We start from the raw sequence: 22,255 nt of genomic DNA, 5'->3' as shown, positions 1-22,255 counted from the left end.
AGCTGGGAGGGGTGGAGGGCCGGGGAGGGTCTCCCCGGCCCGGCGGGCGGGTCAGGCGGTGAAGGTGGCCCGGACGAGGGTTCCGAGACCCGACCGGGGCGGCCAGGAGTAGTGGCCCCAGGTGGCGGCCAGACGGGTGATGAGGAGGAGGCCGCGCTGGCCCTCGGCCCGGTCCCATTCGGTGGTGGTGCGCTCCACGGGCACCCTGGGCACGGGCGGGGCGGCGCCGGGGGCGTGCCTGTTGTGGACGGTCAGGGTCAGCGTCCCGTCGTGGGCGCGGGACAGGTGGCGGACGACGGGCGCGTGCGGGTGGCCGTACTTGCAGGCGTTGGCGTGGAGTTCGTGCAGGCACAGGCGCAGGGTGTCGACCAGGTCGGGGTCCAGGCCGGGGGCCAGGGCGTCGAGGTCGAGGGTCAGGTCGCGGCGGGCGGTGGACAGGTCGGCGAGCGCGCGGGTGTAGGTGCGGGTGAGCATGCGGGTGGTCAGGGAGATCACGCGGCCACCCCCGCGCTCCGGTGCTGCGCCTCGCCCCGGGGCCGGGCCCGGCGGTGGTGTTCCCGCTGGGCGAGCCAGGTGCGGGTCAGACGGGTGAAGGTGCGCCAGTCGTCGGGGTCCTCACAGTCGGGGTGCGGCGCCCGCGGGGCGGGGACCGCCACGGGTGTCGGGTTGGGGGTCAGGAGGTCGCCGCAGGGCGGGACCTCGCGGTGGGCCCAGTCGCAGAGACGGGCGGTGGCGGCGGCCCGGACGCGGTCGAGTTCGCGTTCGAGTTCGCGGGCACGCTCACGCGAGGTGGCGCCCCGGTGCTCCCACACGGAGTAGTAGGGCCTGACCAGGACGGGGTCGTCGGCCGGAGGCGGTGCGGGAGCGGGAGCCAGGCGGGGCGCCGGGCCCCGGACGGGGTCGGGCGCGGGGGGAGGGGACGCGTTCTCGCGCGTCACGGCCTGGGGGAGCGGGGCGTAGCGGCGCACCCGGGTCGAGCGGTGGCGGCGGCGGGCGTGGCGACCACGGGGTGCGAGGAAGAGGGCCTTCACGACGCCCAGGGCAGGGCCGAGGAAGGCAGCGCTATACTGGCGCATGCTGGCAATTCCTTTGGTTAAAGGTGTGAAGTTGCTGGCCACGGCCCCGAACGGATCTAACCGTTGCGGGGCCATCGTGTGGATTGAGTTGTGTGAGTGGGATAAATGCTAGGGCATGGGTGGGGTGGGTGTGTGCATTACCGGGAGGTAATGTGTTCGGGTTTTCGAGTTGCCGCGTTCCACCAGGCCGAACATGCGACGTCCACCCTTTTCACTTCGGTGGAATTAGTAACTTTCGCCCGAATTAACAGCTTTTTCCGGACTCACTGAACGGCGGTAAACGGCCGCTCTTTTTCCGCACTCCACTCCGGTCCAGAACCCCCGCCCGGGGCGGAAACCCGGCCGCCCGTCCACCGGGACGGCGGACCGGCCGATGGACCTTGCGCACCGCCGCCGGACCTGCCTAGCCTGGAAGGCCGCGCGCGGGCGGTCCCCGTGCGTACCCCGCCCCCGGGCCTCGGGGACGGCCCGGAGCCGGACCGACCCCGGCGCGACGCCCCCGCCGGAGACCGGCGGACGACCTGAGGAGAGTGACGTGATGGGCCTGCCAACCTAGCCGCCCGCCCGGAGAGACCGGGAGCACGGGCGGCGGTTCGGGTGAGGAAACCATGTCCCGTACGGACAAGACGAAGCCGGTGTGGGTCCGCTGTGCCGAGCACGACCCCAGGCCCGTCCACGATCACCGCCACGGCGGCTGCGACCTGCCTCCCGCTCCGGCCCGGGAGGACGCCGGCACGCGCTGCCGGTGGGAGCACAGCGCCGGCATCACCTGCTGCCTGGGCCCCAACGGCCGTGCAGCCAAGAGGGAGATGGGCGAGATGAACCGGGCCGAGAACCGCAGGAACCGCCAGGCGGCCCGTCGCGAGGCCCGCCGCCGCGCCGCGGACGAGAACGGCGGCTGATCCTCCGGCCGCGTTCCGGAAGGCGGCGTCCCGCGACCCCGCCGGGACCGCGGGCCGCCGCCTCCGGGCGGCGGCCCCGTCCGTCCGCACGAAGGGCCCCGGAAAGGTCCGCGCAGGCCCGCGGCCCGGCGCGCGCGACGACGCCCGCGATCCGCGAACCCCGGCCGGTAGCCTGGCCCCATGCCGGAACCACCTCCCTTCAGCCCCACCGTCGCCCTGCTCACGGTCGGCCGCGTGTGGGAGGCCTCCTTCAACCAGGCCCTGAAGCCCCTCGGACTGACCACCCGCAAGTACGGGCTCCTGGGACACGTCCGCGGGACCCCGGGCATCTCCTTCAGCGAGCTGGCCCGGCGCTCGCGGATCACCGTGCAGAGCGCCCACTCCGCCGTCGCCGCGTTCGTCCGAGCCGGTCTCGTCGACGACGGGACCGCGCACGCCGGCTCCGCGTCGAGCCTGCGGGTCACGGCCGAGGGGGAGGCCCTGCTCGCCCGCGCCGCCGAGGTGGTGTCACGGCTCGACGCGGAGTTCGCCGAGCGGCACCCCGAACTGACCGAGGCGCTGCGCGTCCAGATGGCACGGGTGGTGTCGGGCCCCGACTGACCTTCAGGTAGCCTGAAGGTTATGGAAGCCTTCTTGCTGTCCGTCCATGTCGTGGCGGGCATTCTCTTCGTCGGCCCCGTGGCCGTGACCACCAGCCTGTTCCCCCGGTACGCGCCTGTGACCGCCGCACCAGCGGGAGCGGACCGGGCGGAGCGGAGCACCGACACCGCCCGGCTGCTGCACCGCATCACCCGCGTCTACGGCGTCCTGGCGCTCACGGTCCCGGTCGTCGGCCTCGTCCTCGCCTTCGTCCAGGGCCGCACGACCGAGATCTGGATCGTCGTCGCGATGGTGCTCACCGCCGTCGCCGGCGCGCTGCTCGCCCTACGGATCGCGCCGCTCCAGCGGGAGGCGCTCGGCTCCCCCGACGACGGCGCCCGCCTGCGACGCCTGGGCATGCTGACCGGCCTGTTCAACCTGTTGTGGGTGGTCGTCGTGGTGCTCATGATCGTGCGCCCCGGATCGAGCTACTCGTGACCCCGCTGCTGCGCACGCTCTCCGTGCTCTCGGCACTCGAACTCGTCAGCGTCCTCGGGCTGCTGCTGAACCTCGCCACCGTGCACCACGACGCGGTCGCGAGCGTCCTCGGCCCGACCCACGGCGCGCTCTACCTGGCCACCGCCGTCACGGCGCTCCTCGGCGGCGGCCTGGCGACGCGGACCCGCCTCGGCGCGCTCGTGCCGGTGCTGAGCGGCCCGCTCACCATGGTCAACGTGCGACGGGAGGCCCGGAACCCGTGAGCCTGCGACACTACCTGCGCCGTCCCCCGGCCGTCACCGCCGCCGAAGCGGTCCGCCTCGTCGCGGAGGGCGCGCTCGTCGTGGACGTGCGCCGCGAGTTCGAGTGGAGGCGGACGCACATCCCGGGGGCCGTGCACATGCCGCTGGAGCAGCTGCCCGAACGCTCCGTGGAACTCCCCGAGGACCGCCTGCTCATCACCTTCTGCACCGGAGGCATCCGGTCGGCCGGAGCGGCGAACCTGCTGGTGGAGTACGGTTTCGACGCGGTCAACATGAGCCGCGGCCTCGTGGACTGGCGCGCTGCCGGCGGACCGCTCACCGACCGGTGAGCGGTCGTGTCCCCGGGGTCGACCCCTCCCCCGCGAGGACACGGAAGAATACCGAAGCGCTTCGCGACGGAACCGGCGCCGCTTTCGCCCGGTCTGTTCCCCCGTCAGGTCCCACAACCTTCAGGAGGCCGCGATGCGGCAGACCAGACGTCAGCGAGTCGTCACCGGAGCGGTTCTGGGCGCCCTGCCCCTGCTCATGGCCACCGGCTGCTCCTTCAGCTTCGGCGGCCCCGGCGCCGTCGACGCCGAAGAGGTCGCCCAGAGGTCCGGCGAGATGCTGGCCGAAGAGGTCGGCCGGACCCCCGACGACCTCACCTGCTCCGACGACCTCCCCGCTGAGGTGGGGGCCGAGATCCGCTGCGAGTTGACCAACGGCGGCGAGACCCTCGGCGTGACCGTCACGACGACGGCGGTGGACGGCTCCGACGTCCGGTGGGACGTCCAGGTCGACGAGCAGACGGCCGACGACGCCTCCGTCGAGGACGAGGCCGCGGAGGAGACCCCGGCCGCCGGGGCGAGCGGTGGCGCCGTCGACGCCGCCCAGGTCGCCCAGAGGTCCAGCGAGATGCTGGCCGAGCAGGTCGGCCACGCCCCCGAGGACTTCAGCTGCTCCCAGGACCTCCCCGCCGAGGTGGGCGCCGAGATCCGCTGCAACCTCGTGGACGGGGGCACGAACTACGGGGTGACCGTCACGACGACCGCGGTCGAGGGCACCGACGTCCAGTGGGACATCCAGGTGGACGACGCGCCCCTGTAGGGAGGCGGGAGGCCGGTCCCCGGGCGGCTCCGCCCGGGGACCGGCCTCCCGACGACCACCGCGGTTGACCGCCTCGCCGGTCAGCCGCGGTGATCCAGGCCTAGGAGGCCCCGCTCTTCACACCTCGGAGGAAGTCGGACCAGGCGCCGACGGTGTACTCGACGTGGCCGAGAGGGCGGTTCCGGGTGTCACGCACCAGCACCCGCTCCCCCTCCGCCACCTCCACACAGCTTCCCTGTCCCGAGCTGTGGCTGCTCTTGTGCCACACGTGCCTGTCGAGGCCATGCTCAATCATCAATGCCCTTCCTGACCTTCCTGACCAGTTCGACGGAGGCCGCCATCGGCAGCGCCTCGGCTTGCAGGAAACCGAAGATGGTCATGCACTTCTGCACGGTATCCAGGTCATCGATCAACACCTCGCCGGCCGTGTACTCGGCCGAGGCCAGGGCCGGCCTGTCGGGGAAGGTGTAGATCCGGAACGGGCCGGCCGTCCCGTAGTGGTTCCGGACATCCGTCGGCACGACCTGGAAGCGGATCTTTCCCCTCTCCGCAAGCTCGAGCACGCGATCCAGCTGGGCAGCCTGAATACTTTCGCCCCCTATCGCACGACTCAGGACGAACTCCTCGACCACGATGGTCACCAGTGGGGAGCCGTCCTTCGCCAGGAGGGACCGACGGCCCGTGCGGGATGTGACCATCTGCTTGACCTCGGCGTCGGAGGCCCACGGCAGAGCGTCCCTGATGGCCGCCCGGGCATAGGCGTCCGTCTGGATCAGCCCCGGGACGAGCTGGCACTGGTACTCCCTCAGCTCAGAAACCCGCTGTTCGATTTCGGGAACCTGCTCGTACCACTTTGGGAGATTTTCAGGCGTTTCCGCATTCTCGTACACCCGGACGAGGCGGCCGTTCGCATCGAGCGCGCGATCGAGGGCGAGCGCCTGCGCCGCGCTCATCCCCCGAATGCCGTTCTCCCACGCCGACACCTGGGCGGGAACCACCCCGGCGTGGGGCGCCACGTCCTTCTGCCGCAGGTTCGCACCCGTGCGCAGTGCCCGCAGCTCACCGCCCACCTTGCGCCATTTGGCCTTGCCGCGCTTCTTCTCCATGTCCGCCCGATCGCCCGAGGGGAAAACCAGTGGGACCACACTGCCGTAGACCTGCAACCGGCAACAACCGATTCCCTGATCGCGCACCAACCTGGTTGTTTCCCTTTCCCTCCCGGCCGGGACGGTCCATTGTGTTTCCTATGGGCCGGACCCCATCCGCACCGCCGACGTCAGGGCAGCTCACAACCGGCCCTCCACCAGTCGGGAACTCTCGGGCCCCGCATTTCGGAGGCCCCGAAACGGGGATTCAAGTGGGATCAGTGATCCGTATGGAGCAACGGCGGGACAACCAGGTGGAGAGCGGCGCCCCTCCGCGCCTCCCCCGGAGGACCACCGATCCCCGCGACCGCGCGGCCATCCTGGTGGAACCGGATCCCGTGGGCATCGGCCACTCCCTCACCCTCGCGGGGGTTCCGGAGACGGCCTCGATCCTGCGCCGGCGGCTCGCCTCGCTCGCCTCGCTGCCGCCCCGGTCCACCGAACTGCTCCAGTGCCTCGCCTCGGAGCTGTTCAACAACGCGATCACCCACTCGCTGAGCGGCGCCGAGGGCGGCGAGGTCGTCGTCACCCTGCACCGGCTCCGGGGCCGGGTCCAGGTCAGGGTCACCGACCAGGGACCGCGCACCGAGGGCGCCGCCTCCCCGCACGTGCGCCCCCTGGCCCCGGACCGGGTCGGCGGCCGGGGCCTGCGCCTGGTCGCGTTGCAGTCCGACCGGTGGGGCACGCTGCACGAGGACGGACGGACCACCGTGTGGTTCGAGCTGGACCGCCCCGGAGCCCCCACAGCGCGCCACCCCTCCGCCCCCGGGGCCGCGGAGGCACGCGGGACCATCAGGGTCGCCGGGAACTCCGAGGCCACGAGGACCGCCGGGCCCGTGGGAGCCGCGCCTCCCGGGCCGGCGTCCCCCGCCTCCGACAGCGGTGGCGGCCGGTGAGGGCGGGCAACGGCCGCTCCCCCGGAACGGACGCCCCGGGAGGCAGGACGACGGGAGGCGGGGAGGCGGGCTGGGGCTGACGCGGGCGCCGCCCCGGCGAGGCCCCGCCCCGACCGGGACGCCGCCGCGCCCCCGGGCCACACCCGCGACCGGTGGGCGCCGACCGGGGCGAACAAAAAAACCACTGTGTCCAAAACGACCAAAAGTCATCCTTCCAGGCAATCCGTAGGACATGCTCACGCAACCGAAGCGAAATGCGACCGGCGACACGTAGACGTGTAACGGCCGCCACTGCCCGCCTCGGGAGGTCCGCCGGCCCGCGAGCGCCCGCACGCGCCGCGGACCGGTAGCAACGGAGAGAGCCAACCCATGAGCATGCAGCGCATCCTGCGCGTCGGCGGCGCGGTCGCGGCGGCCGTCGTCATCGGCGCCGCGGCGGTCAACGCCTCGTCGACCGGCGGCGACGGCGGCGAGGCCGTGCGCAGCCGCCTCACCACCATCGTGCCCGCCGCTCCCGGCGGCGGCTGGGACCTGGTCGGACGCGAGGGGCAGAACGCCCTCCGCGAGGGCGGCATCGTCGCCAACAACCAGGTCGTCAACGTCCCCGGCGCGGGCGGCACCATCGGGCTCGCGCAGGCGGTCCGCCAGGAGGGCCGCGCCAACACGCTGATGGTGACCGGCACGGTCATGATCGGCAGCATCATCGTCAACAACTCCTCGCACGACCTCCGGGACGTCACCCCCATCGCCCGGCTGGCCGACGACTACGAGGTGATCGTGGTCCCCGCCGACTCCCCCTACCAGGACATGGGCGACCTGGCCGAGGCCTGGCGCGAGGACCCGGGCGGCACGGCGATCGGCGGCGGCTCCCTGGGCGGCACCGACCACCTGCTGGCCGGACTCGTCGCCTCCGAGGTCGACGTCGATCCCCGCGACGTCAACTACATCGCCTTCTCCGGCGGCGGCGAGGCGCTGACCTCGCTGCTGTCGGGCAGCGTCGACGTCGGCATCAGCGGCTTCAACGAGTTCAGCGACCAGATCGAGGCGGGCAACGTGCGCGCCCTGGGCGTCTCCGCGCACGAGCGCGTCGAGGGCATCGACGTCCCGACGCTGGCCGAGCAGGACATCGACGCGGTCCTGCCCAACTGGCGCGGCCTCGTGGCCCCTCCCGGCATCACCGAGGCCGAGCGGGCCGAGCTGACCGAGATCGTCACCGAGATGCACGACACCCCGGAGTGGGCGCAGACCCTGGAGCGCAACCGCTGGGACGACACCTTCCAGACCGGCGCGGAGTTCGAGGAGTTCCTCGCCCTGGAGACCGAGCGCATCAACACCATCACCGAAGAACTGGGCCTGTCTTGAGTACCGACGCCACCACCCCCGCACGGGCCACGGAGCCCGACGCCCCGCCCCGGCCGCCCTGGTGGCAGGGCAGGTCCGAACTGCTGGTCGCCGCCCTGGTGCTGGGCATCGCCGGGTTCATCGCCGTGCAGACCGCCGCCATCCCCGTGCCGACCGGCACCGAGCCGCCCGGCCCGCGCTTCTTCCCGACCCTGGTCGCGGTCTTCATGGGCGCCGTCGGCCTCGCCCTGGCCGTGCAGGTCGTCCTGCGGCCGGCCCGCCCCGCGCAGGCCGCCGAGCAGGCCCCGGGCGCCGACGCCGCCGAGACCGGCGAGGACGCGCCCGTGCGCATCGACTGGCGCTGCCTGGGCATCGTCGTCGCCACGATGACGGTGTTCATCGCCATCCTCCAGCCGGTGGGCTGGCTCCTGTCCGCGGCGCTGCTGTTCTTCGGGATCGCCTACGCCCTGGGCAGCCGCCGCCTCCTGTTCGACGCGGTGCTGTCCCTGACGTTCTCCTCCCTCATCCAGCTCGCCTTCGTCGCCGGCCTCGGCCTGAACCTGCCGGCCGGAATCCTCGGAGGCATCTTCTAGATGGACGTCGTCGACAACCTCATGGCGGGGTTCGCCAACGCGCTGAGCCCCGAGTACCTCTTCCTGGCCCTGGTGGGCGTCGTCCTCGGCACCGCCGTGGGCGTGGTGCCCGGCCTGGGCTCCTCCATGGCCGTCGCGCTGCTGCTCCCGGTCACCTTCCACCTCGACCCCACCGGCGCGTTCATCATGTTCGCCGGCGTCTACTACGGCGGGCTGTTCGGCGACTCGACCGCCGCCATCCTCATGAACACGCCCGGGCAGGCCTCGGCCATCGCCACCGCCATCGAGGGGCACAAGATGGCGAGGCGCGGGCGGGCGCCGCAGGCGCTGGCCACGGCGGCGATCGGAGCCTTCATCGGCGCGATCGTGTCCACGGCGCTGGTGGCGTTCTTCTCCCCGGTCATCGTGGAGCTGGCGCTCCGATTCGGTCCGGCCGAGTACTTCGCGCTCACGGTCTTCGCGTTCGTCGCCACGTCCGCCGTGGTCTCGAACTCGGCCGTACGCGGCCTGATCGCCCTGGGCATCGGCCTGGCCATCTCGATGGTGGGCATCGACAGCCTCAGCGGGGCCGAGCGCTTCACCCTGGGCGTCCCCCAGCTCTTCGAGGGCTTCAGCATCATCACCGTGACCGTGGCGCTGCTGGCCGTCGGCGAGGTGTTCCACGTGGCCGCCACCGCCCACGCGGGCGGCGGGGTCGGCGGTTCCCTGCGACGCGCCGGCACTCCGTGGCTGGGCCGCGCCGACCTGCGGCGCACCTTCCCGGCCTGGATGCGCGGCACCCTGTTCGGCCTGCCGTTCGGGTCGATCCCGGCGGGCGGCTCGGAGATCCCGACCTTCCTGGCCTTCGGCGCCGAGCGCAAGCTCGCCGCGCGGCGCGCCCGGCGCGGCACCGGCGAGGACGAGTTCGGCAACGGGGCGATCGAGGGCGTGGCCGCCCCGGAGGCCGCCGCGAGCGCCACGGCGGGCACCGCGATGGGCACCCTGCTGGGGCTGGGGCTGCCCACCTCGGCCACGGCGGCGATCATGCTCGCCGCCTTCCAGCAGTACGGCATGCAGCCCGGCCCGCTGCTCTTCGAGCGCAACGCCGACCTGGTGTGGGCACTCCTGGCCAGCCTGTTCATCGGCAGCGTCATGCTGCTCATCCTGAACCTGCCCTTCGCGCCGCTGTGGGCGAAGCTGCTGCTGGTCCCCAAGCCGTACATGTACGCCGGTATCGCCGTGTTCTCGTCCCTGGGCGTGTACGCGGCCGCCTCCTCCATGGTGGATCTGTGGCTGATGCTGATCCTGGGTCTGGTGGCGCTGATGATGCGCCGCTTCGACATCCCGCTGGCCCCGGTGCTGATCGCGGTCGTCCTGGGACCGGTGGCCGAGACCGAGCTGCGCCGCGCACTGGCCGTGGGCCAGGGTGACGTGTCGGTGCTCGTGGACGGCGGGATCACCCTGGGGATCTACGGGCTGCTCCTGGCGATCGGCCTGGTCGTGGCCGTCGGCCGGCTCCGCGCCCGGCGGGCCGCGGGCAGGGCCGCCCCACCGGTGGAGGCCGGCCGCGGCTGACCCCTCCCCGACCCCTCGCAAGGCGGCGGCGCGGACCCCGGTCCGCGCCGCCGCCGCGTGCGCGGGGTCGGCGGGAGCCGCGGGCCGCAGGGCCTACCGGGAGCGCGGTCCCCCCTCCAGGCGGGCCCGCACGTCCGGCCACTCGGCGCGCAGCACCGAGTAGTACACGGCGTCGCGGCGCCGCCCGCCCGGCATGACGTTGTACGAGCGCAGCACGCCCTCCTCCGTCGCGCCGACCGCGCGCAGGCCCCGGCGGGCCCGCTCGTTGAGCACGTCGGTCTTGAACTCCACCCGCTCCGCGCCCATCCCCTCGAACGCGTGCCGCATGAGCAGGAACTTCGCCCAGTGGTTCACGCCCCGGCCGCGGAAGTCGCGGCCCAGCCACGAACTGCCGACCTCCAGGCGCAGGTCCTTCTCCGCGAGGTTGCCGTAGCTCATGCTGCCCGCCACGCGCCCGCTCGCCAGGTCGGTGACCGTGAACGTCGTACGCCTGCCGGCGTCGCTCGCGGCCAGGTAGGAGTCGAAGAACTCCTCGAAGCCCGCCTCGTCGTCCACCCTGGTCACGAAGTACGTCCAGATGTCGGGGTCGAGCGCCTGCGCGCGCCACCCCTCCCTGTCGGCCTCCACGACCGGCGCGAGCGACACGTGCCCGTTCTCCAGCCGCACCCTCGACCTCTCGGTCCACGACATGCGCCCTCCCCTGCTCCGACCGGTGTGTCCGTGCCGGATTGTAGTGTTCGACCACCAACCGGACCCCGGAGGAGCCGAGCGATGGCCACCACCCGCACCGTCATCTCCCGGCGGGCGCTCAACCGCGCCACCCTGGACCGCCAGCTCCTCCTGCGGCGGGTGGACCTGCCGGTCACCGACGTGGTCACCCGCCTCGCCGGGCTCCAGGCGCAGACCACACACACCTGGTACGCCGGGCTGGAGAACCGGATCGAGGGCCTGGCCCCCGAGACGGTCGGCCGCCTCCTCACCGACGGCGCGCTCGTCCGCGTCACGCTCATGCGCGGCACCCTCCACCTGGTCACCCCCGAGGACTGCCGGTTCCTCCGCCCGACCGTCCAACCCGGCGTCGACCGGGTGCTCGCGCACAGCACGCACGGCCGGGCCGCACGGGGGCTGGACCCCGACGAGGTCGCGGCGGCCGGGTACGAGATCCTCACCCGCGCCCCGCTCGGCCTGCGCGCGCTCGGCGCCCGGCTCAACGAGCGGTGGCCGGATGTGGAGGGCGCCCACCTGGCACAGGTCGTCAAGGCCCGCCTGCCCGTGCTCCAGATCCCGCCGCGCGGCGTGTGGGGCGCCTCCGGCCCGGCCGTGCTCGCCCCCGCCGACACCTGGACGGGGCTGCCCATGGACGCCGCGCCGGACCCGGAGGGGATGGTGCTGCGCTACCTGGCCGCGTTCGGGCCCGCCGGGGTGATGGACGCGCAGGCGTGGTCCGGGCTGACCCGGCTGGGCGAGGTGTTCGACCGCCTGCGCGGCAGGCTCGTGGTCCTGCGGGGGGAGGACGGCAAGGAGCTGTTCGACCTCCCCGACGCACCGCGCCCCGACGGGGACACCGCCGCGCCGGTCCGCCTGCTGTACGACTTCGACAACCTGCTGCGCGGGCACGCCGACCGCAGCCGGGTCGTCTCCGACGAGGACCTCGGGCGGCTCACCTCCCGCAACGGGATGCCGCCCGCGACCGTGCTGGTCGACGGGGAGGTGCGCGCCTCCTGGAAGGTCGTGCGGACCGGTCGGAACGCCGCCGTCGAGGTGGTCCCGTTCGCCCCGATCAGCGGGGCCGACCGCGACGAGGTGGAGGCGGAGGGGCTGCGGATGCTGCGGTTCCTCGCCGCGGACCGGGGCGGGCACGAGGTGCGGTTCGCCCCGACGGCCTGAGTGCCTTCGGACACCCTCCGAACACCCTCCGCGCGACCCCCCTGCGGCCTCCGAACGGACCCGGCCGGGGAGCCCCGCCTCCGATCCGGGCGGACACCGCGCGACCGCCGCACGAACCAGCGGGGACGGGCCGGGAAGCCCGCTATCCACGCACGTGGGCGACCACGGACACAACGTGCGGGTATGGAAGGATTCACGGGTGACTGATGAGTTCCGCGCCGCGTTCCAACGGGTGCTCGACACCGCCGCCAGCCAGGCCCCCGGGTTCCCGGCAGCCGTGCACGACGTGTTCCGGCTGTCCTCGCAGGTGTCCAAGGAAGAACTCGCGATCGCACTGGAGGCGCTCGCCCCCGTGCTCGGCGACTCCGAACGGGTCGCGGGCATCGCCGCCGACCTCTCCGTCCTGGCGGGGGCCCTGGTCGAGTCCGGCGCCCCCGCGGGAGAGGTGGGACTGGAGGTACTCCGACAGCTCGGAAGTTACGGTCAGGCCGCGGTGGCGTTCATGCACGCCTGGGACAAGACCGGCGGCGGCCCCCTCCCCGCCCCCGCCGACGTGTCCGAACCCGAGGAGCAGCGCGTCGAGGAGGTCCTCGGCGACAACGCGCCCCTGGCCACCGTCGGCTGGTGGACCTCCCTCCGCTACGGCCTGGCGGCCAAGGCCATGCTCGGCGACCCCGGGGTGCGCGCCGCCGTGCGCGCCGACACCAGCGCCCTGGACGGGCTCAGCCAGATCACCCGGGCCCTCTCCACCCAGCTCACCGAGTTCGCCGAGGTGAGCGAACTCCTGCGGATGGCCGAGGCCGACACCGTGCTCGTGCTCGACCGCGCCTCGTGGCGCGGCTTCCGGGTGCGCTTCGACGGCATCGGCGACAACTTCCAGCTGCACACCCTCCTCGCGGACGCGCTCATCGGCAAGGAGGGCCGCCTCGTCCCCGGCACCCGGCCCGACCCGCGGTGGACCTCCGCGTGCCTGGACACCCCCGCCGACCCCCTCGCGGACGTCGTGCGCGGCGAGTGGGACCTGGTCGGCGGCAACGGCGAGTGGGTCGGCAACGAGGCCCTGCCCGGCGACATCCCGGTGGTCGACGGCGAACGCGTGCTGGTCCTGGAGCCCCAGACGCTCACGCACTCGTGGAGGGCGGGGCGCAGGCACCCGCACATCCCCGGCTCACTGGAGGTCGTGGCGGAGCTGCGCCACGACGAGGCGGCGGCCTGGTGGGCGCGGATGCACCCCGCGGGGTCGGTGCGCCACCCGCTGGCGCCGCCGATCGAGAACGAGGACACCGGCACGCACCGCAGGCCCCCGCGCCATTTCGGGGTGGCCGCGCACTACGCCGAGGTGGACTCCGGACCGATGTCGGCGGCGTTCGCCGCCCTGGACCCGGAGAGCCTGCGGGAGGACCCCTTCGCCACGGGCGCCGCCGACCCCGCCGGAACCGCGGGCGGGGACGCCGACGACCGCCCGGCGCGGGCGGACGTCCCTGCCGGGGACGCGGCCCCCTTCGAGGGCGGGGACTCGCTCTGGCCAGGGGACCCGTCGTCCGCGTCCGCTCCCCCTTCGGAGGACCGGTGGGAGCTGCCGCCGGAGTTCCGCGACGACTACGGCCGCGCGTCCTCCCCGGAACCCGACCACGGGGAGGACGACGACCCGCTGTTCGGTTCGCCGCCGAGCACGCCGACCTCGTCCGACCCGTGGGAGGCGCCGCAGGGGCGTACGGGCGGTTTCGGCGGCGGCGCGCCCGCGGATCCGCCCGGGGCCCGTGACGAACTGGGGCTGCGCGACGAGTCCGCCGGCCGGTTCGAGCCGGGCGAGGGCGACCGCTTCGGGTTCCGCAACGGCTCCTCGTACGACGGCGCCCCCGACGGCCCGGAACCGGCCGGGGCCCGCGACGGATCCGAGCCGTTCGGGTGGGCCGCCGACCCGCCGCCTCCCGCCGTCCCCGGCCCCCCGGAGGCGCCCGGGGCGCAGGAGGCGTTCGACCCCGGTTCGTGGGAGTCGGACCCGCCGCCACCCGCCCCCGACCCTGTCGGGGACGGGGACGGGGCCCCGTCCGAGCAGGACGGCTCCCGCCGCCCGCCGGGCGCGCACCTGCTGCCGCCGATGCCCCCGGGCGTCTCGGACAGCTGGTCGTGGGCTCCCGGCTGGAAGTGGCCCACGCCGCCCGAGCGCTGAGGGCGACCGCCACGGCCCACCGGCCCGGGGCGGGGCCCTCCACGGGCCCCGCCGCCGGAAGGCGCGGTCACCGCCTCCAGAACAGGTGGTGGACCACCCCGCTCGTGCTGGGCACGACCTCCAGGTGGAACCGGTCGAGCAGCTCGTCGGGCGACTCCCAGAGCCGGAGGCCGGAGCCGAGCTCCACCGGCGAGACCGCCACGTGCATGGTGTCGACGAGGTCGGCGTCCAGGAACTGCCGGATCGTGGAGACCCCGCCGCCGAGCCGGACGTCCCTGCCCTGCGCCGCCTCCCGCGCCCGCGCGAGGACCTCGGCGGGCTCCCCGCCGACGAAGTGGAACGTGGTGTCGGAGAGCGTGAACGAAGGACGCCCGTGGTGGGTCATGACGAACACCGGGGTGTGGAACGGCGGCTCCTCGCCCCACCAGCCGCGCCACTCGTGGTCGGCCCAGGGCCCGCGCTGGGGCCCGAACTTGTTGCGGCCCATGATCTCGGCGCCGATGTTGCGGGCGAAGTCCCGTGTGAAGTAGTCGTCCAGCCCCCGGCTCCCCCCGGGTTCGGTGCGGTTGGGCCAGTGCTCCGTGGCCCCGGCCCAGGCGAACAGCCTCTCGGGCCGGTCGACGTCGCCGAACGGCCTGTCGGGGCCCTGGCGCTCGCCGGCGCCGATCCCGTCGGCCGAGACGTTGAAGTTCTGGACCCTCAGCAACTGCGGCATGTGCTCCTCCTGCTGTCGTCGACACCGCTGGTACGGACCCGCCGGACGGGCGAAACTCATCGCGGTGTCCGCGACCACCGGCGGGAGCCGGTACCGCACATGACACTTGTCATCGGCGACCGGTTGCAGCTCTCACACGGACGCCGTGACTCCTACGACTTCCGGGCCGCCCGTCCGGCAGGGGATCCTTGGTCCATGGCGACCACGCAGAAGCACACCTCCGGGAACCCGGACCGCCCCGCCCCCGGCACGGCGGCGGGAGCCCCTGACGCGACCCCCGGCGCGGGTTCCGACGAGGCCGACGGCAGAACCGCCGAGCAGATCGAGAAGGAGCGCAAGCAGGAGGAGGCGATGGAGGTCCTGCGGGCCATGAAGCCCTGGAAGGGCAAGGCGACCCGCCAGGACAAGGCCCTGCTGTTCACGGTCGTCGCGATCCCCCTGTTCTTCATGGCGCTGACCCCGCTGAAGCCCTTCCTGATCGCCGAACACCCCGTCGGCCTCGCGTTCGTGACCGGCAGCAACGCGGCGATCGGCGCGGCCTCGGCCTTCGCCCGCATCGGGGAGATCCCCCTGTGGCTGGTGGTGCTCGCGGGCGTCGTCGGCAAGGTCAAGGTCGACTGGCTCTTCTGGTGGGTGGGCAGGCGCTGGGGCCGGGGCTTCGTCAACCTCATCGCCCAGGGCGACAAGGCGCAGCGGTTCGCGGACCGCGCCGAGGACATGAACCCCTGGATCATCCGGGCAGCGATGCCGCTCTCCTACCTCCCGGGCGTGCCCGCCCTCTTCGTCTACGTCGTCGCGGGCTGGACCGGCATGCGCCTGCGGACCTTCCTGCTGCTGGACGCCCTCGGCGCGCTGCTCCTGACGGCCACGGTCGCCGGCGTCGGCTACGCGGCGGGGCAGACCGGGGTGGACATCGTCCTGGCGGTGGACAGGTACGCCCTGTGGGTCACGCTCGCGATCGTCTTCGTGATGGCGTTCGTCCCGGTCGTCAAGCAGATGCGCCAGGCCAGGGCCGAGGAGGCCGCGAGGGCCGCCGGGGCCGCCGGGGAGCGGTCCGGGGAATCCGCCGCCACCGGCGCCGAGGACGGCTCCGCCGCGGCCCCCGCGGGCGGGGAGCTCGCCGGGGCCGAAGGCCCCGCACCCCGCGCCTGACGGGCGAAACCCCCCGGGGCACCCCTGTGACCAGCCGCGACGCCCGAACGCCCGACCGGTCCCGACCTGGTCACACACCCGGTGGCCTCACGCGACTAGGCTGGCGTTCGGCAATCGGACACCCCGGGCAAGCCGTCTGCGCTGGGTGCGTCACAAACACACTCAAGGAGATCCCGTCATGGGACAACGACACTTCGATCTGGTGGTCCTCGGCGCGGGGCCGGGTGGTTACGTGGCGGCCATCCGCGCCGCCCAGCTCGGCCTCAAGACCGCCGTCATCGAGGAGAAGTACTGGGGCGGCGTCTGCCTCAACGTGGGCTGCATCCCCTCCAAGGCGCTCCTGCGCAACGCCGAACTGGCCCACCTCTTCAACAACGAGGCCGACTTCTTCGGCATCAAGGTCGACGGCAAGGTCGAGTTCGACTACGGCAAGGCGCACAGCCGCAGCCGTGAGGTGGCCGACGGGCGCGTCAAGGGCGTCCACTTCCTCATGAAGAAGAACAAGATCACCGAGATCGACGGCCGCGGCACCTTCACCGACGACCACACGGTCGAGGTGCGCGGCGACGACGGCTCCACCGAGACCGTCACCTTCGACCACGCCGTGATCGCGTCGGGCTCCTCCACCAAGCTGCTGCCCGGCACGGAGCTGTCCGAGCGGGTCGTCACCTACGAGCAGCAGATCCTCGACGAGAACCTGCCCGGGAGCATCGTCATCGCGGGCGCGGGCGCCATCGGCGTCGAGTTCGCGTACGTCCTGGCCAACTACGGCGTGGACGTCACGATCGTGGAGTTCCTGGACCGCCTCGTCCCCCTGGAGGACGAGGAGGTCTCCAAGGAGCTCGCCCGCGCCTACAAGAAGCTCGGTGTGAAGGTCATGACCTCCACCCGCGTGGAGTCGGTCGAGGACACCGGCGAGGGCGTCCGCGTCCACGTCACCGGCACCGACGACAAGAAGCAGACCCTGGAGGCCGACAAGCTCCTCCAGGCCATCGGCTTCGCCCCCAACGTCGAGGGCTTCGGCCTCGACAAGACCGGCGTGGAGCTCACCGAGCGCGGCGCCGTCGCCATCGACGGCCGGGGCCGCACCAGCGTCCCGCACATCTTCGCGATCGGCGACGTCACCGCCAAGCTCATGCTGGCCCACACCGCCGAGGCCATGGGCATCGTCGCCGTCGAGACCATCGCGGGCGCGGAGACGCAGGAGATCGACTACAAGTTCATCCCCCGCGCCACCTACTGCCAGCCGCAGATCGCCAGCTTCGGCTACACCGAGAACGAGGCGCGCGAGGCCGGGTACGACGTCCAGGTCGCCAAGTTCCCGTTCATGGCCAACGGCAAGTCGCACGGGCTCGGCGACACCCGCGGCTTCGTCAAGGTGCTCTCCGACGCCAAGTACGGGGAGATCATCGGCGCCCACATGGTGGGCCCGGACGTCACCGAGCTGCTGCCCGAGCTGACCCTGGCCCAGCAGTGGGACCTGACCGTCCACGAGGTGTCGCGCAACATCCACGCGCACCCGACGCTCAGCGAGGCCGTCAAGGAGGCCGTGCACGGCCTCTCCGGGCACATGATCAACCTGTAGCCCCGCCCGCGGAGGTCCCCCGCCGCGCCCCCGGGCGGCGGCGGGGGACCCTGCCGCGCGGTCAGCGGATCAGGTCGTCGACGACGTTGCCCAGGCCCACGCTCTCGTAGTGCGCGCGGGCCATCTCGATCTTGGTGAACACGTCCTCGTAGCCGGTCTGGACGCCGTCGTCGTCCACGTAGACCATGGCCCCGCTGATGTTGAAGAACGTGACCATGTGGTCGCAGTCCTCGGGGACCGCGAGCGTGTGGATCTCGCCCGGCGGCTCGTACACGAAGTGCCCGGCCTCGGCCACCCAGGGGTGCTCGTGGTAGTGCCACTTGCCCTCGATGACGTAGCCGAACACGGCCCCGGGGTGCCGGTGCCGGGACACGATCCCGGACGCGGTGACCTTGAGCAGGTTGCACCACTGGCCCGTGACGGTGTTGAGCATCAGCGGACGGAACCAGACGTTCGGCGCCTGCGGGACCCACATGCGCGGGTCCTCGGGGACCGCGGGGATCGCGATCTCGGCGGGGATGCCCGGCGACGGTGCGATGCGCACGGGCTCGTTGGCGGATGCGGCGTTCGGTGACACGGTGTCCTCCCTGCTGTGCCGTCCGGCCCTGGGGCCGGCGCGGCTCGGTGTGGCCGGTCCTGCTCTGCTGCGCCTGGTCGCGGCGCCTGCCGTTCTTCCTTCGTGAAAGGCACCTGAGGAGCTGTCCGCCCCGCCCCACCGGGTGACCGGTGACGGTGGGAGCTCCCCAGGGCGTCTGTGGGGCGCGGTCGTAGGGCCGCGCCGCCCCGTGGGGCGCGGGCGCGTGCGCCCGCGATCCGGTGGGTGGTCTTGTGGGGCCTGTGTGACCTGTGCGGCCTGCGTGGCCGGTAGGGGCGGTGGGCCGTGGCCCGGTGGGCGCCCGTTCCCGGTCAGGCCGCCAGGTACCCCCCGTCCACGGGCACGACCGCGCCCGTCACGAACCCGGCGTCGGGTCCGCACAGGAAGTCCACGGCGCCCGCGACCTCGCTCGGACGCCCCCAGCGGCCCATCGGCGTCCGGTCGAGGATGCGCGCCTGGGCCTCGTCGTTCTCGCGGATCCCGGCGGTCAGGTCGGTGCTGATCCACCCCGGCGCGACCGCGTTGACGCGGATGCCCTCCGGCGCCCACGCGACGGCGAGCGACCGCGTGAGCTGCGAGATGCCGCCCTTGCTCGCGCTGTAGCCGGGCACCAGCGGTCCGCCGAAGTAGCTCAGCATCGACGCGATGTTGACCACGCACCCGCCCGAGGCGGCCAGCGCCGGGCGGGCCGCCACGCACGAGCGCATCACGGACGTCAGGTTGACCTCCACGACGCGCGCGAACACGGCCGGGTCGAACTCGTCGCCGCGCCGGATGATCCCGACCGCGTTGACCAGCGCGTCGATCTCCGGGAACCCGCCCAGGTAGTCCTCCAGGGCGTCGCCGCCGGTCACGTCGACCTCGGTGACCGCGGCACCCCCCCGGAGCGCCGGCGGGGCGTCGCCGGCCCGCAGTCCGCCGACGGCGACCCGGTCGCCGCGCTCGACGAACCGCTCCGCTATCGCCGCGCCGATACCGCTCGTGCCGCCGACGACGACGACCGTGCGGGGGCGGTGCGCGTCGCCCCGGCTCCCTGCGGGGCCCGGCTGCTGGCCTTCCATGGCTCCTCCGACTCTGCGGCCGGCGGGTGGCCGCCGGCGTGGGGTGTGGACTCGGTCTCTGGTTCTGGACGGGTGGTCCCCGGGGCGCCGCCGAGGGGGGAGCCCCCGCGACAGCGGTCCACTGGGAGCCCGGTACCGCCGCGGGTGCCGGGTGTCTCTCGACGTCGATGTGGTTGTGGTCGGGGCTGGCCGGGGCCGCCGGTCCCCCGCCCGCCGGAGCCGCCGGCGTGGACGGCGCCGGCGGTTCGCGGGGGCCTACTCGGGCTCGGGGGCGACCAGGGCTTCGATCCAGTACTCGCGCGCCAGGGCGTCCACCCCCGCGGGCGAGACGCCGCGCAGGTGGACGACGGTGTCGTCGGTGCCCGCGATACGCCCGTGGTTCTGGAGCTGGAGGATGTGGTACCGCTCGGGCACGAACCCGAGGACCACGTCCACGTCGAACCTGCCGCGCTCGTCGGGGGCGTCGCCCAGCCCCGGCTCGGCCTTGCCGATCGCCTGGAACCCGAGCCACCCCTGGTAGAGGAGCACCGCCAGGACCACCACGGCGATCCTGCGCAGGGTCGCGCTCCTGAGGGCCCTAGACCACGTCGACGGGGCTGTCCGAGTCGACACGGGCCCCACCCCCCGTCCCGGCCCCGCCGGAGAGCAGGTCGTTGATCCGGGCGACCTTGTCCCGGAACTCCGGGAGGTCCACCGCCTCGCGCCAGGTGCGCGGACGGGGGAGGTCCACCGTGACGATCTCCTGGACCGTGCTCGGCCTGCCGGAGAGGACCACCACCCGGTCGGAGAGGAACACCGCCTCGTCGATGTCGTGTGTCACGAAGAACACCGTCGGCCTCCGCTCCTCGAAGATCCGGGTCAGGTCCTCCTGGAGCCTGCGCCGGGTCTGCGCGTCGATGCTCGCGAACGGCTCGTCCATGAGCATCACCGCGGGCTCGTTCGCGAGGACCCGGGCGACGCCGAGCCGCTGCTGCATGCCGCCGGACAGCTCGTGCGGGTACTTGCGCTCGAACCCGCCCAGTCCGACCAGCTCCAGGTACTCCCGGCCCCGGCGCTCGCGCTCGGCGCGCGGCACGCCCTTCATGCGCAGGCCGAACACGGCGTTGCCGAGCACGGTCTTCCACGGGAAGAGGGCGTGGCTCTGGAACACCACCCCCCGGTCGGGCCCCGGGGCGGAGACCGGGCTCCCGTCCACCTCGACCACGCCGCCGGTGGGCTCGACGAAGCCCGCGACGGTGTTCAGGACCGTGGTCTTGCCACAGCCGCTGGGGCCGAGGACGGAGACGAACTCACCGCGCTCCACGGTGAAGGACACGTCGCCGATCGCGGTGACCTCCTCCCCCGAGTAGGCGTCGGTGTAGACCTTGTTCAGGTTCTCGATCACCAGTGCGGTCATCCGTCACCCTCCATGCTTCGCACCATCCCCCACCGTTCGACGGTGGCCTTCTCGAACGGCGCCAGGATGAGCGCGTCGAGCATGTACCAGAGGACCCCGAGCACGATCATGCCGAGGAAGACCTGGCTGACGTCGCCGACCCTGCGGGCGTCGAACATCATGAATCCGATACCGCTGGTGCCCACGATGATCTCCGCGGCCACGAGCGCGCGCCATCCGTAGCCGAGCCCGGTGCGGACACCGCTCGCGACCGCGGGCAGCGCCCCGGGGAGGATGACCTCCACGAACACCCGGACGCGGCCGGCGCCCAGGCTGCGGGCCGCGCGGACCAGCTCGCCCGGCACCTGCTCGACCCCCGCCACCACGCTGAGCATGAGCGGGAAGACGATCGTGTACACGATGACGAAGGTGACGGAGGTCAGGCTGAAGCCGAACCACACGATCACGATCGGCAGCCAGGCGATGTCCGCGATGGCCTGGAAGAACAGCAGGATCGGCCAGACGGCCTTGCGGACCCTCAGGGACATCGCGGTCAGGAACCCCATCGGCAGGCCGATGAGGAGGCCGAACCCGACGCCGTAGCCGAGCCGGGTCAGGGAGTCGGACAGGTAGCCGGGCAGGATGCCCTTGCGGAGCAGGTCGCCGACCTCGGCGACGACCCTGTCGGGGCCGACGAAGAAGGCGTCCGGGAAGACGCCGGCCTCGGCGACCAGCCACCACAGGGCCACGACGGGCACGAACGGCCCGAGGGTGCGGAACGCGCTGTTGCGGGACAGCCTGGCCCAGAACCGCCTGGCCAGGGGTGCGCGGCGGGGCCGCGGCCGGGCGCCCGGGGACGCGTTCCTCTCGCGGGTCGCGGTCATCGCGCACCTCCCGTCATGCCCCAGCGCTCGATGGTGCGCCTCTCCAGCGGTGCCAGGAGGAGCCGGTCCATGATCAGCCACAGGACGCCGATGACGACCATCGAGGCGATGATGACGTCCGTGGAGAAGGTCTTCTGGGCCAGGAAGAGCGCGTAACCGAGACCGGCGCTGCTCGCGATGATCTCGGCGGCCACCAGGCCGCGCCACCCGTAGCCGAGCCCGATCCTCAGGCCGCTGACGACGCTGGGCAGAGCCCCGGGCAGGAGCACCTCCCAGAACATCCGCCACCGGCTCGCGCCCATGGACCGGGCGGAGCGCAGCAGGGTCGCGGGGATGCGCCGGACCCCCAGCATCGTGTTGTAGGCCAGCGCGAAGAACATGGCGTTCCACACGATGAAGATGACGGCGCCGTCGCCGTAGCCCAGCCACAGGGTGGCGATGGGGATCCACGCGATCCCCGCCAGCGCCACGGAGAACCGCAGCAGCGGGGAGAAGAACGCGGACAGGGCCGGGCTGGCGCCGAGGGCGATGCCGAACGGGAGCCCGGTCGCCACGGCGATGGCGCTTCCCATGAGCACCCGGTACAGGCTCGCGCCGAGGTGCCTGGCGAGCTCACCGCTCGCCGCCATGTCGGCCAGGGCCGCGGCGACGTCGTCCACCTGCGGGAAGATCCGCCTGGGGACGCCGGTGACCTCGACGGTCACGGCCCAGACGGCGACCAGGACCACGAACGGGAGTGTGAACCAGAGCGTCGCTCCGACGAACCCGGACCCGGAGCCGCGTCGGGCCCTCCGGGCCGCCCGGCCGCGGGGGGGGGGGGCGGGCGCGCGCGCCCCCCCGGCGGCGGGGGGGGACGCCGCCGCACGCACGGCGGCTCCCTCACCCCCGGTAAGAT

Annotated in this window: 26 protein-coding genes; 14 read left to right on the top strand and 12 right to left on the bottom strand. The window is 73.1% G+C overall.

Features of this window, described 5'->3' with window-relative positions:
• Window positions 1–51 precede the first annotated feature (51 nt).
• The gene (locus ABZ234_RS20330; RefSeq protein ID WP_355013105.1) at window positions 52–495 is read right to left on the bottom strand and encodes an ATP-binding protein; all 444 of its coding nucleotides are present in this window, start codon (window positions 493–495) and stop codon (window positions 52–54) included.
• On the bottom strand, window positions 492–1,076 hold the full coding sequence (locus ABZ234_RS20325; protein ID WP_355013104.1) for a hypothetical protein: 585 nt from the start codon (window positions 1,074–1,076) through the stop codon (window positions 492–494). The genes ABZ234_RS20330 and ABZ234_RS20325 overlap by 4 nt, the downstream gene beginning before the upstream one ends.
• 608 nt (window positions 1,077–1,684) lie before the next feature.
• Between ABZ234_RS20325 and ABZ234_RS20320 the strand changes: the two genes are divergently transcribed.
• The 6 genes from ABZ234_RS20320 (at window position 1,685) to ABZ234_RS20295 (ending at window position 4,404) form a co-directional block, all read left to right on the top strand.
• The gene (locus ABZ234_RS20320) at window positions 1,685–1,978 is read left to right on the top strand and encodes a hypothetical protein (RefSeq protein ID WP_267947549.1); all 294 of its coding nucleotides are present in this window, start codon (window positions 1,685–1,687) and stop codon (window positions 1,976–1,978) included.
• A gap of 180 nt (window positions 1,979–2,158) precedes the next feature.
• Window positions 2,159–2,578, top strand: coding sequence for a MarR family winged helix-turn-helix transcriptional regulator (locus tag ABZ234_RS20315; protein ID WP_267947548.1), 420 nt, complete (start codon window positions 2,159–2,161; stop codon window positions 2,576–2,578).
• Between the two features lie 21 nt (window positions 2,579–2,599).
• Entirely contained in the window at window positions 2,600–3,055 is a 456-nt protein-coding gene (locus tag ABZ234_RS20310; RefSeq protein ID WP_267947547.1) for a hypothetical protein, read from the top strand.
• Complete coding sequence (locus ABZ234_RS20305) at window positions 3,052–3,318, top strand: hypothetical protein (RefSeq protein ID WP_267947546.1); 267 nt, start codon at window positions 3,052–3,054, stop codon at window positions 3,316–3,318. Before ABZ234_RS20310 ends, ABZ234_RS20305 begins: the two co-directional genes overlap by 4 nt.
• Complete coding sequence (locus ABZ234_RS20300; RefSeq protein ID WP_267947545.1) at window positions 3,315–3,647, top strand: rhodanese-like domain-containing protein; 333 nt, start codon at window positions 3,315–3,317, stop codon at window positions 3,645–3,647. The genes ABZ234_RS20305 and ABZ234_RS20300 overlap by 4 nt, the downstream gene beginning before the upstream one ends.
• A 133-nt stretch (window positions 3,648–3,780) precedes the next feature.
• Window positions 3,781–4,404, top strand: coding sequence for a DUF4333 domain-containing protein (locus tag ABZ234_RS20295; RefSeq protein WP_355013103.1), 624 nt, complete (start codon window positions 3,781–3,783; stop codon window positions 4,402–4,404).
• A 100-nt stretch (window positions 4,405–4,504) separates the two neighbouring features.
• On the opposite strand, the gene ABZ234_RS20290 is transcribed toward ABZ234_RS20295, so the two are convergent.
• Together ABZ234_RS20290 and ABZ234_RS20285 are read right to left on the bottom strand one after the other, a co-directional pair.
• Window positions 4,505–4,699, bottom strand: a complete 195-nt coding sequence (locus ABZ234_RS20290; RefSeq protein ID WP_355013102.1) for a DUF397 domain-containing protein — start codon at window positions 4,697–4,699, stop codon at window positions 4,505–4,507.
• Window positions 4,692–5,597, bottom strand: coding sequence for a helix-turn-helix transcriptional regulator (locus ABZ234_RS20285; RefSeq protein WP_355013101.1), 906 nt, complete (start codon window positions 5,595–5,597; stop codon window positions 4,692–4,694). The genes ABZ234_RS20290 and ABZ234_RS20285 overlap by 8 nt, the downstream gene beginning before the upstream one ends.
• Before the next feature lie 182 nt (window positions 5,598–5,779).
• Here ABZ234_RS20285 and ABZ234_RS20280 point away from each other — a divergent pair, with 182 nt between their 5' ends.
• The 4 genes from ABZ234_RS20280 (at window position 5,780) to ABZ234_RS20265 (ending at window position 9,933) form a co-directional block, all read left to right on the top strand.
• Window positions 5,780–6,445, top strand: a complete 666-nt coding sequence (locus ABZ234_RS20280; RefSeq protein ID WP_355013100.1) for an ATP-binding protein — start codon at window positions 5,780–5,782, stop codon at window positions 6,443–6,445.
• A gap of 369 nt (window positions 6,446–6,814) precedes the next feature.
• On the top strand, window positions 6,815–7,807 hold the full coding sequence (locus ABZ234_RS20275; protein ID WP_355013099.1) for a tripartite tricarboxylate transporter substrate-binding protein: 993 nt from the start codon (window positions 6,815–6,817) through the stop codon (window positions 7,805–7,807).
• Window positions 7,804–8,379: a tripartite tricarboxylate transporter TctB family protein gene (locus tag ABZ234_RS20270; RefSeq protein WP_344184056.1), complete on the top strand. Its 576-nt coding sequence runs from the start codon at window positions 7,804–7,806 to the stop codon at window positions 8,377–8,379. The genes ABZ234_RS20275 and ABZ234_RS20270 overlap by 4 nt, the downstream gene beginning before the upstream one ends.
• Entirely contained in the window at window positions 8,380–9,933 is a 1,554-nt protein-coding gene (locus tag ABZ234_RS20265) for a tripartite tricarboxylate transporter permease (protein WP_267947538.1), read from the top strand.
• Between the two features lie 93 nt (window positions 9,934–10,026).
• Here the strand turns inward: ABZ234_RS20265 and ABZ234_RS20260 are convergent, their stop codons facing one another.
• Window positions 10,027–10,623 carry a GNAT family protein gene (locus ABZ234_RS20260; protein ID WP_355013098.1) on the bottom strand — a complete coding sequence of 199 codons (597 nt, stop codon included), beginning with the start codon at window positions 10,621–10,623 and terminating at the stop codon, window positions 10,027–10,029.
• A gap of 81 nt (window positions 10,624–10,704) precedes the next feature.
• On the opposite strand from ABZ234_RS20260, the gene ABZ234_RS20255 reads away from it, so the two are divergent.
• The gene (locus ABZ234_RS20255) at window positions 10,705–11,820 is read left to right on the top strand and encodes a winged helix DNA-binding domain-containing protein (RefSeq protein ID WP_355013097.1); all 1,116 of its coding nucleotides are present in this window, start codon (window positions 10,705–10,707) and stop codon (window positions 11,818–11,820) included.
• A 199-nt stretch (window positions 11,821–12,019) separates the two neighbouring features.
• Complete coding sequence (locus ABZ234_RS20250) at window positions 12,020–13,993, top strand: hypothetical protein (RefSeq protein ID WP_355013096.1); 1,974 nt, start codon at window positions 12,020–12,022, stop codon at window positions 13,991–13,993.
• A 67-nt stretch (window positions 13,994–14,060) separates the two neighbouring features.
• On the opposite strand, the gene ABZ234_RS20245 is transcribed toward ABZ234_RS20250, so the two are convergent.
• The gene (locus tag ABZ234_RS20245; RefSeq protein WP_355013095.1) at window positions 14,061–14,708 is read right to left on the bottom strand and encodes a dihydrofolate reductase family protein; all 648 of its coding nucleotides are present in this window, start codon (window positions 14,706–14,708) and stop codon (window positions 14,061–14,063) included.
• Between the two features lie 195 nt (window positions 14,709–14,903).
• Between ABZ234_RS20245 and ABZ234_RS20240 the strand changes: the two genes are divergently transcribed.
• Both ABZ234_RS20240 and lpdA read left to right on the top strand, forming a co-directional pair.
• Complete coding sequence (locus ABZ234_RS20240; RefSeq protein WP_355013094.1) at window positions 14,904–15,860, top strand: VTT domain-containing protein; 957 nt, start codon at window positions 14,904–14,906, stop codon at window positions 15,858–15,860.
• Between the two features lie 178 nt (window positions 15,861–16,038).
• Window positions 16,039–17,445, top strand: a complete 1,407-nt coding sequence (lpdA, locus tag ABZ234_RS20235; protein WP_352983283.1) for a dihydrolipoyl dehydrogenase — start codon at window positions 16,039–16,041, stop codon at window positions 17,443–17,445.
• 61 nt (window positions 17,446–17,506) lie between these two features.
• Here lpdA and ABZ234_RS20230 read toward each other — a convergent pair whose 3' ends face one another.
• The 6 genes from ABZ234_RS20230 to ABZ234_RS20205 all read right to left on the bottom strand — a co-directional run bounded on the left by ABZ234_RS20230 (window position 17,507) and on the right by ABZ234_RS20205 (window position 22,088).
• Window positions 17,507–18,022 (bottom strand): 2,4'-dihydroxyacetophenone dioxygenase family protein, encoded by a 516-nt coding sequence (locus ABZ234_RS20230; protein WP_267947532.1) that lies wholly within the window; start codon window positions 18,020–18,022, stop codon window positions 17,507–17,509.
• 329 nt (window positions 18,023–18,351) lie between these two features.
• A complete protein-coding gene (locus ABZ234_RS20225) occupies window positions 18,352–19,101 on the bottom strand; it encodes an SDR family oxidoreductase (protein ID WP_267947531.1) in 750 nt (249 codons plus the stop codon).
• A gap of 255 nt (window positions 19,102–19,356) precedes the next feature.
• Window positions 19,357–19,713: a hypothetical protein gene (locus ABZ234_RS20220; RefSeq protein ID WP_352983287.1), complete on the bottom strand. Its 357-nt coding sequence runs from the start codon at window positions 19,711–19,713 to the stop codon at window positions 19,357–19,359.
• Window positions 19,679–20,497, bottom strand: coding sequence for an ABC transporter ATP-binding protein (locus tag ABZ234_RS20215; RefSeq protein ID WP_267947529.1), 819 nt, complete (start codon window positions 20,495–20,497; stop codon window positions 19,679–19,681). The genes ABZ234_RS20220 and ABZ234_RS20215 overlap by 35 nt, the downstream gene beginning before the upstream one ends.
• Window positions 20,494–21,360 (bottom strand): ABC transporter permease, encoded by an 867-nt coding sequence (locus ABZ234_RS20210; RefSeq protein WP_267947528.1) that lies wholly within the window; start codon window positions 21,358–21,360, stop codon window positions 20,494–20,496. The genes ABZ234_RS20215 and ABZ234_RS20210 overlap by 4 nt, the downstream gene beginning before the upstream one ends.
• On the bottom strand, window positions 21,357–22,088 hold the full coding sequence (locus tag ABZ234_RS20205; RefSeq protein ID WP_355013093.1) for an ABC transporter permease: 732 nt from the start codon (window positions 22,086–22,088) through the stop codon (window positions 21,357–21,359). The genes ABZ234_RS20210 and ABZ234_RS20205 overlap by 4 nt, the downstream gene beginning before the upstream one ends.
• Window positions 22,089–22,255: the final 167 nt, after the last annotated feature.

It is taken from the genome of Nocardiopsis sp. NPDC006198, from assembly GCF_040613895.1.
GTDB classification, from domain to species: domain Bacteria; phylum Actinomycetota; class Actinomycetes; order Streptosporangiales; family Streptosporangiaceae; genus Nocardiopsis; species Nocardiopsis tropica.
Note: the sequence above shows the minus strand (reverse complement) of the source record. Positions and strands in the feature narration are given on the sequence as shown.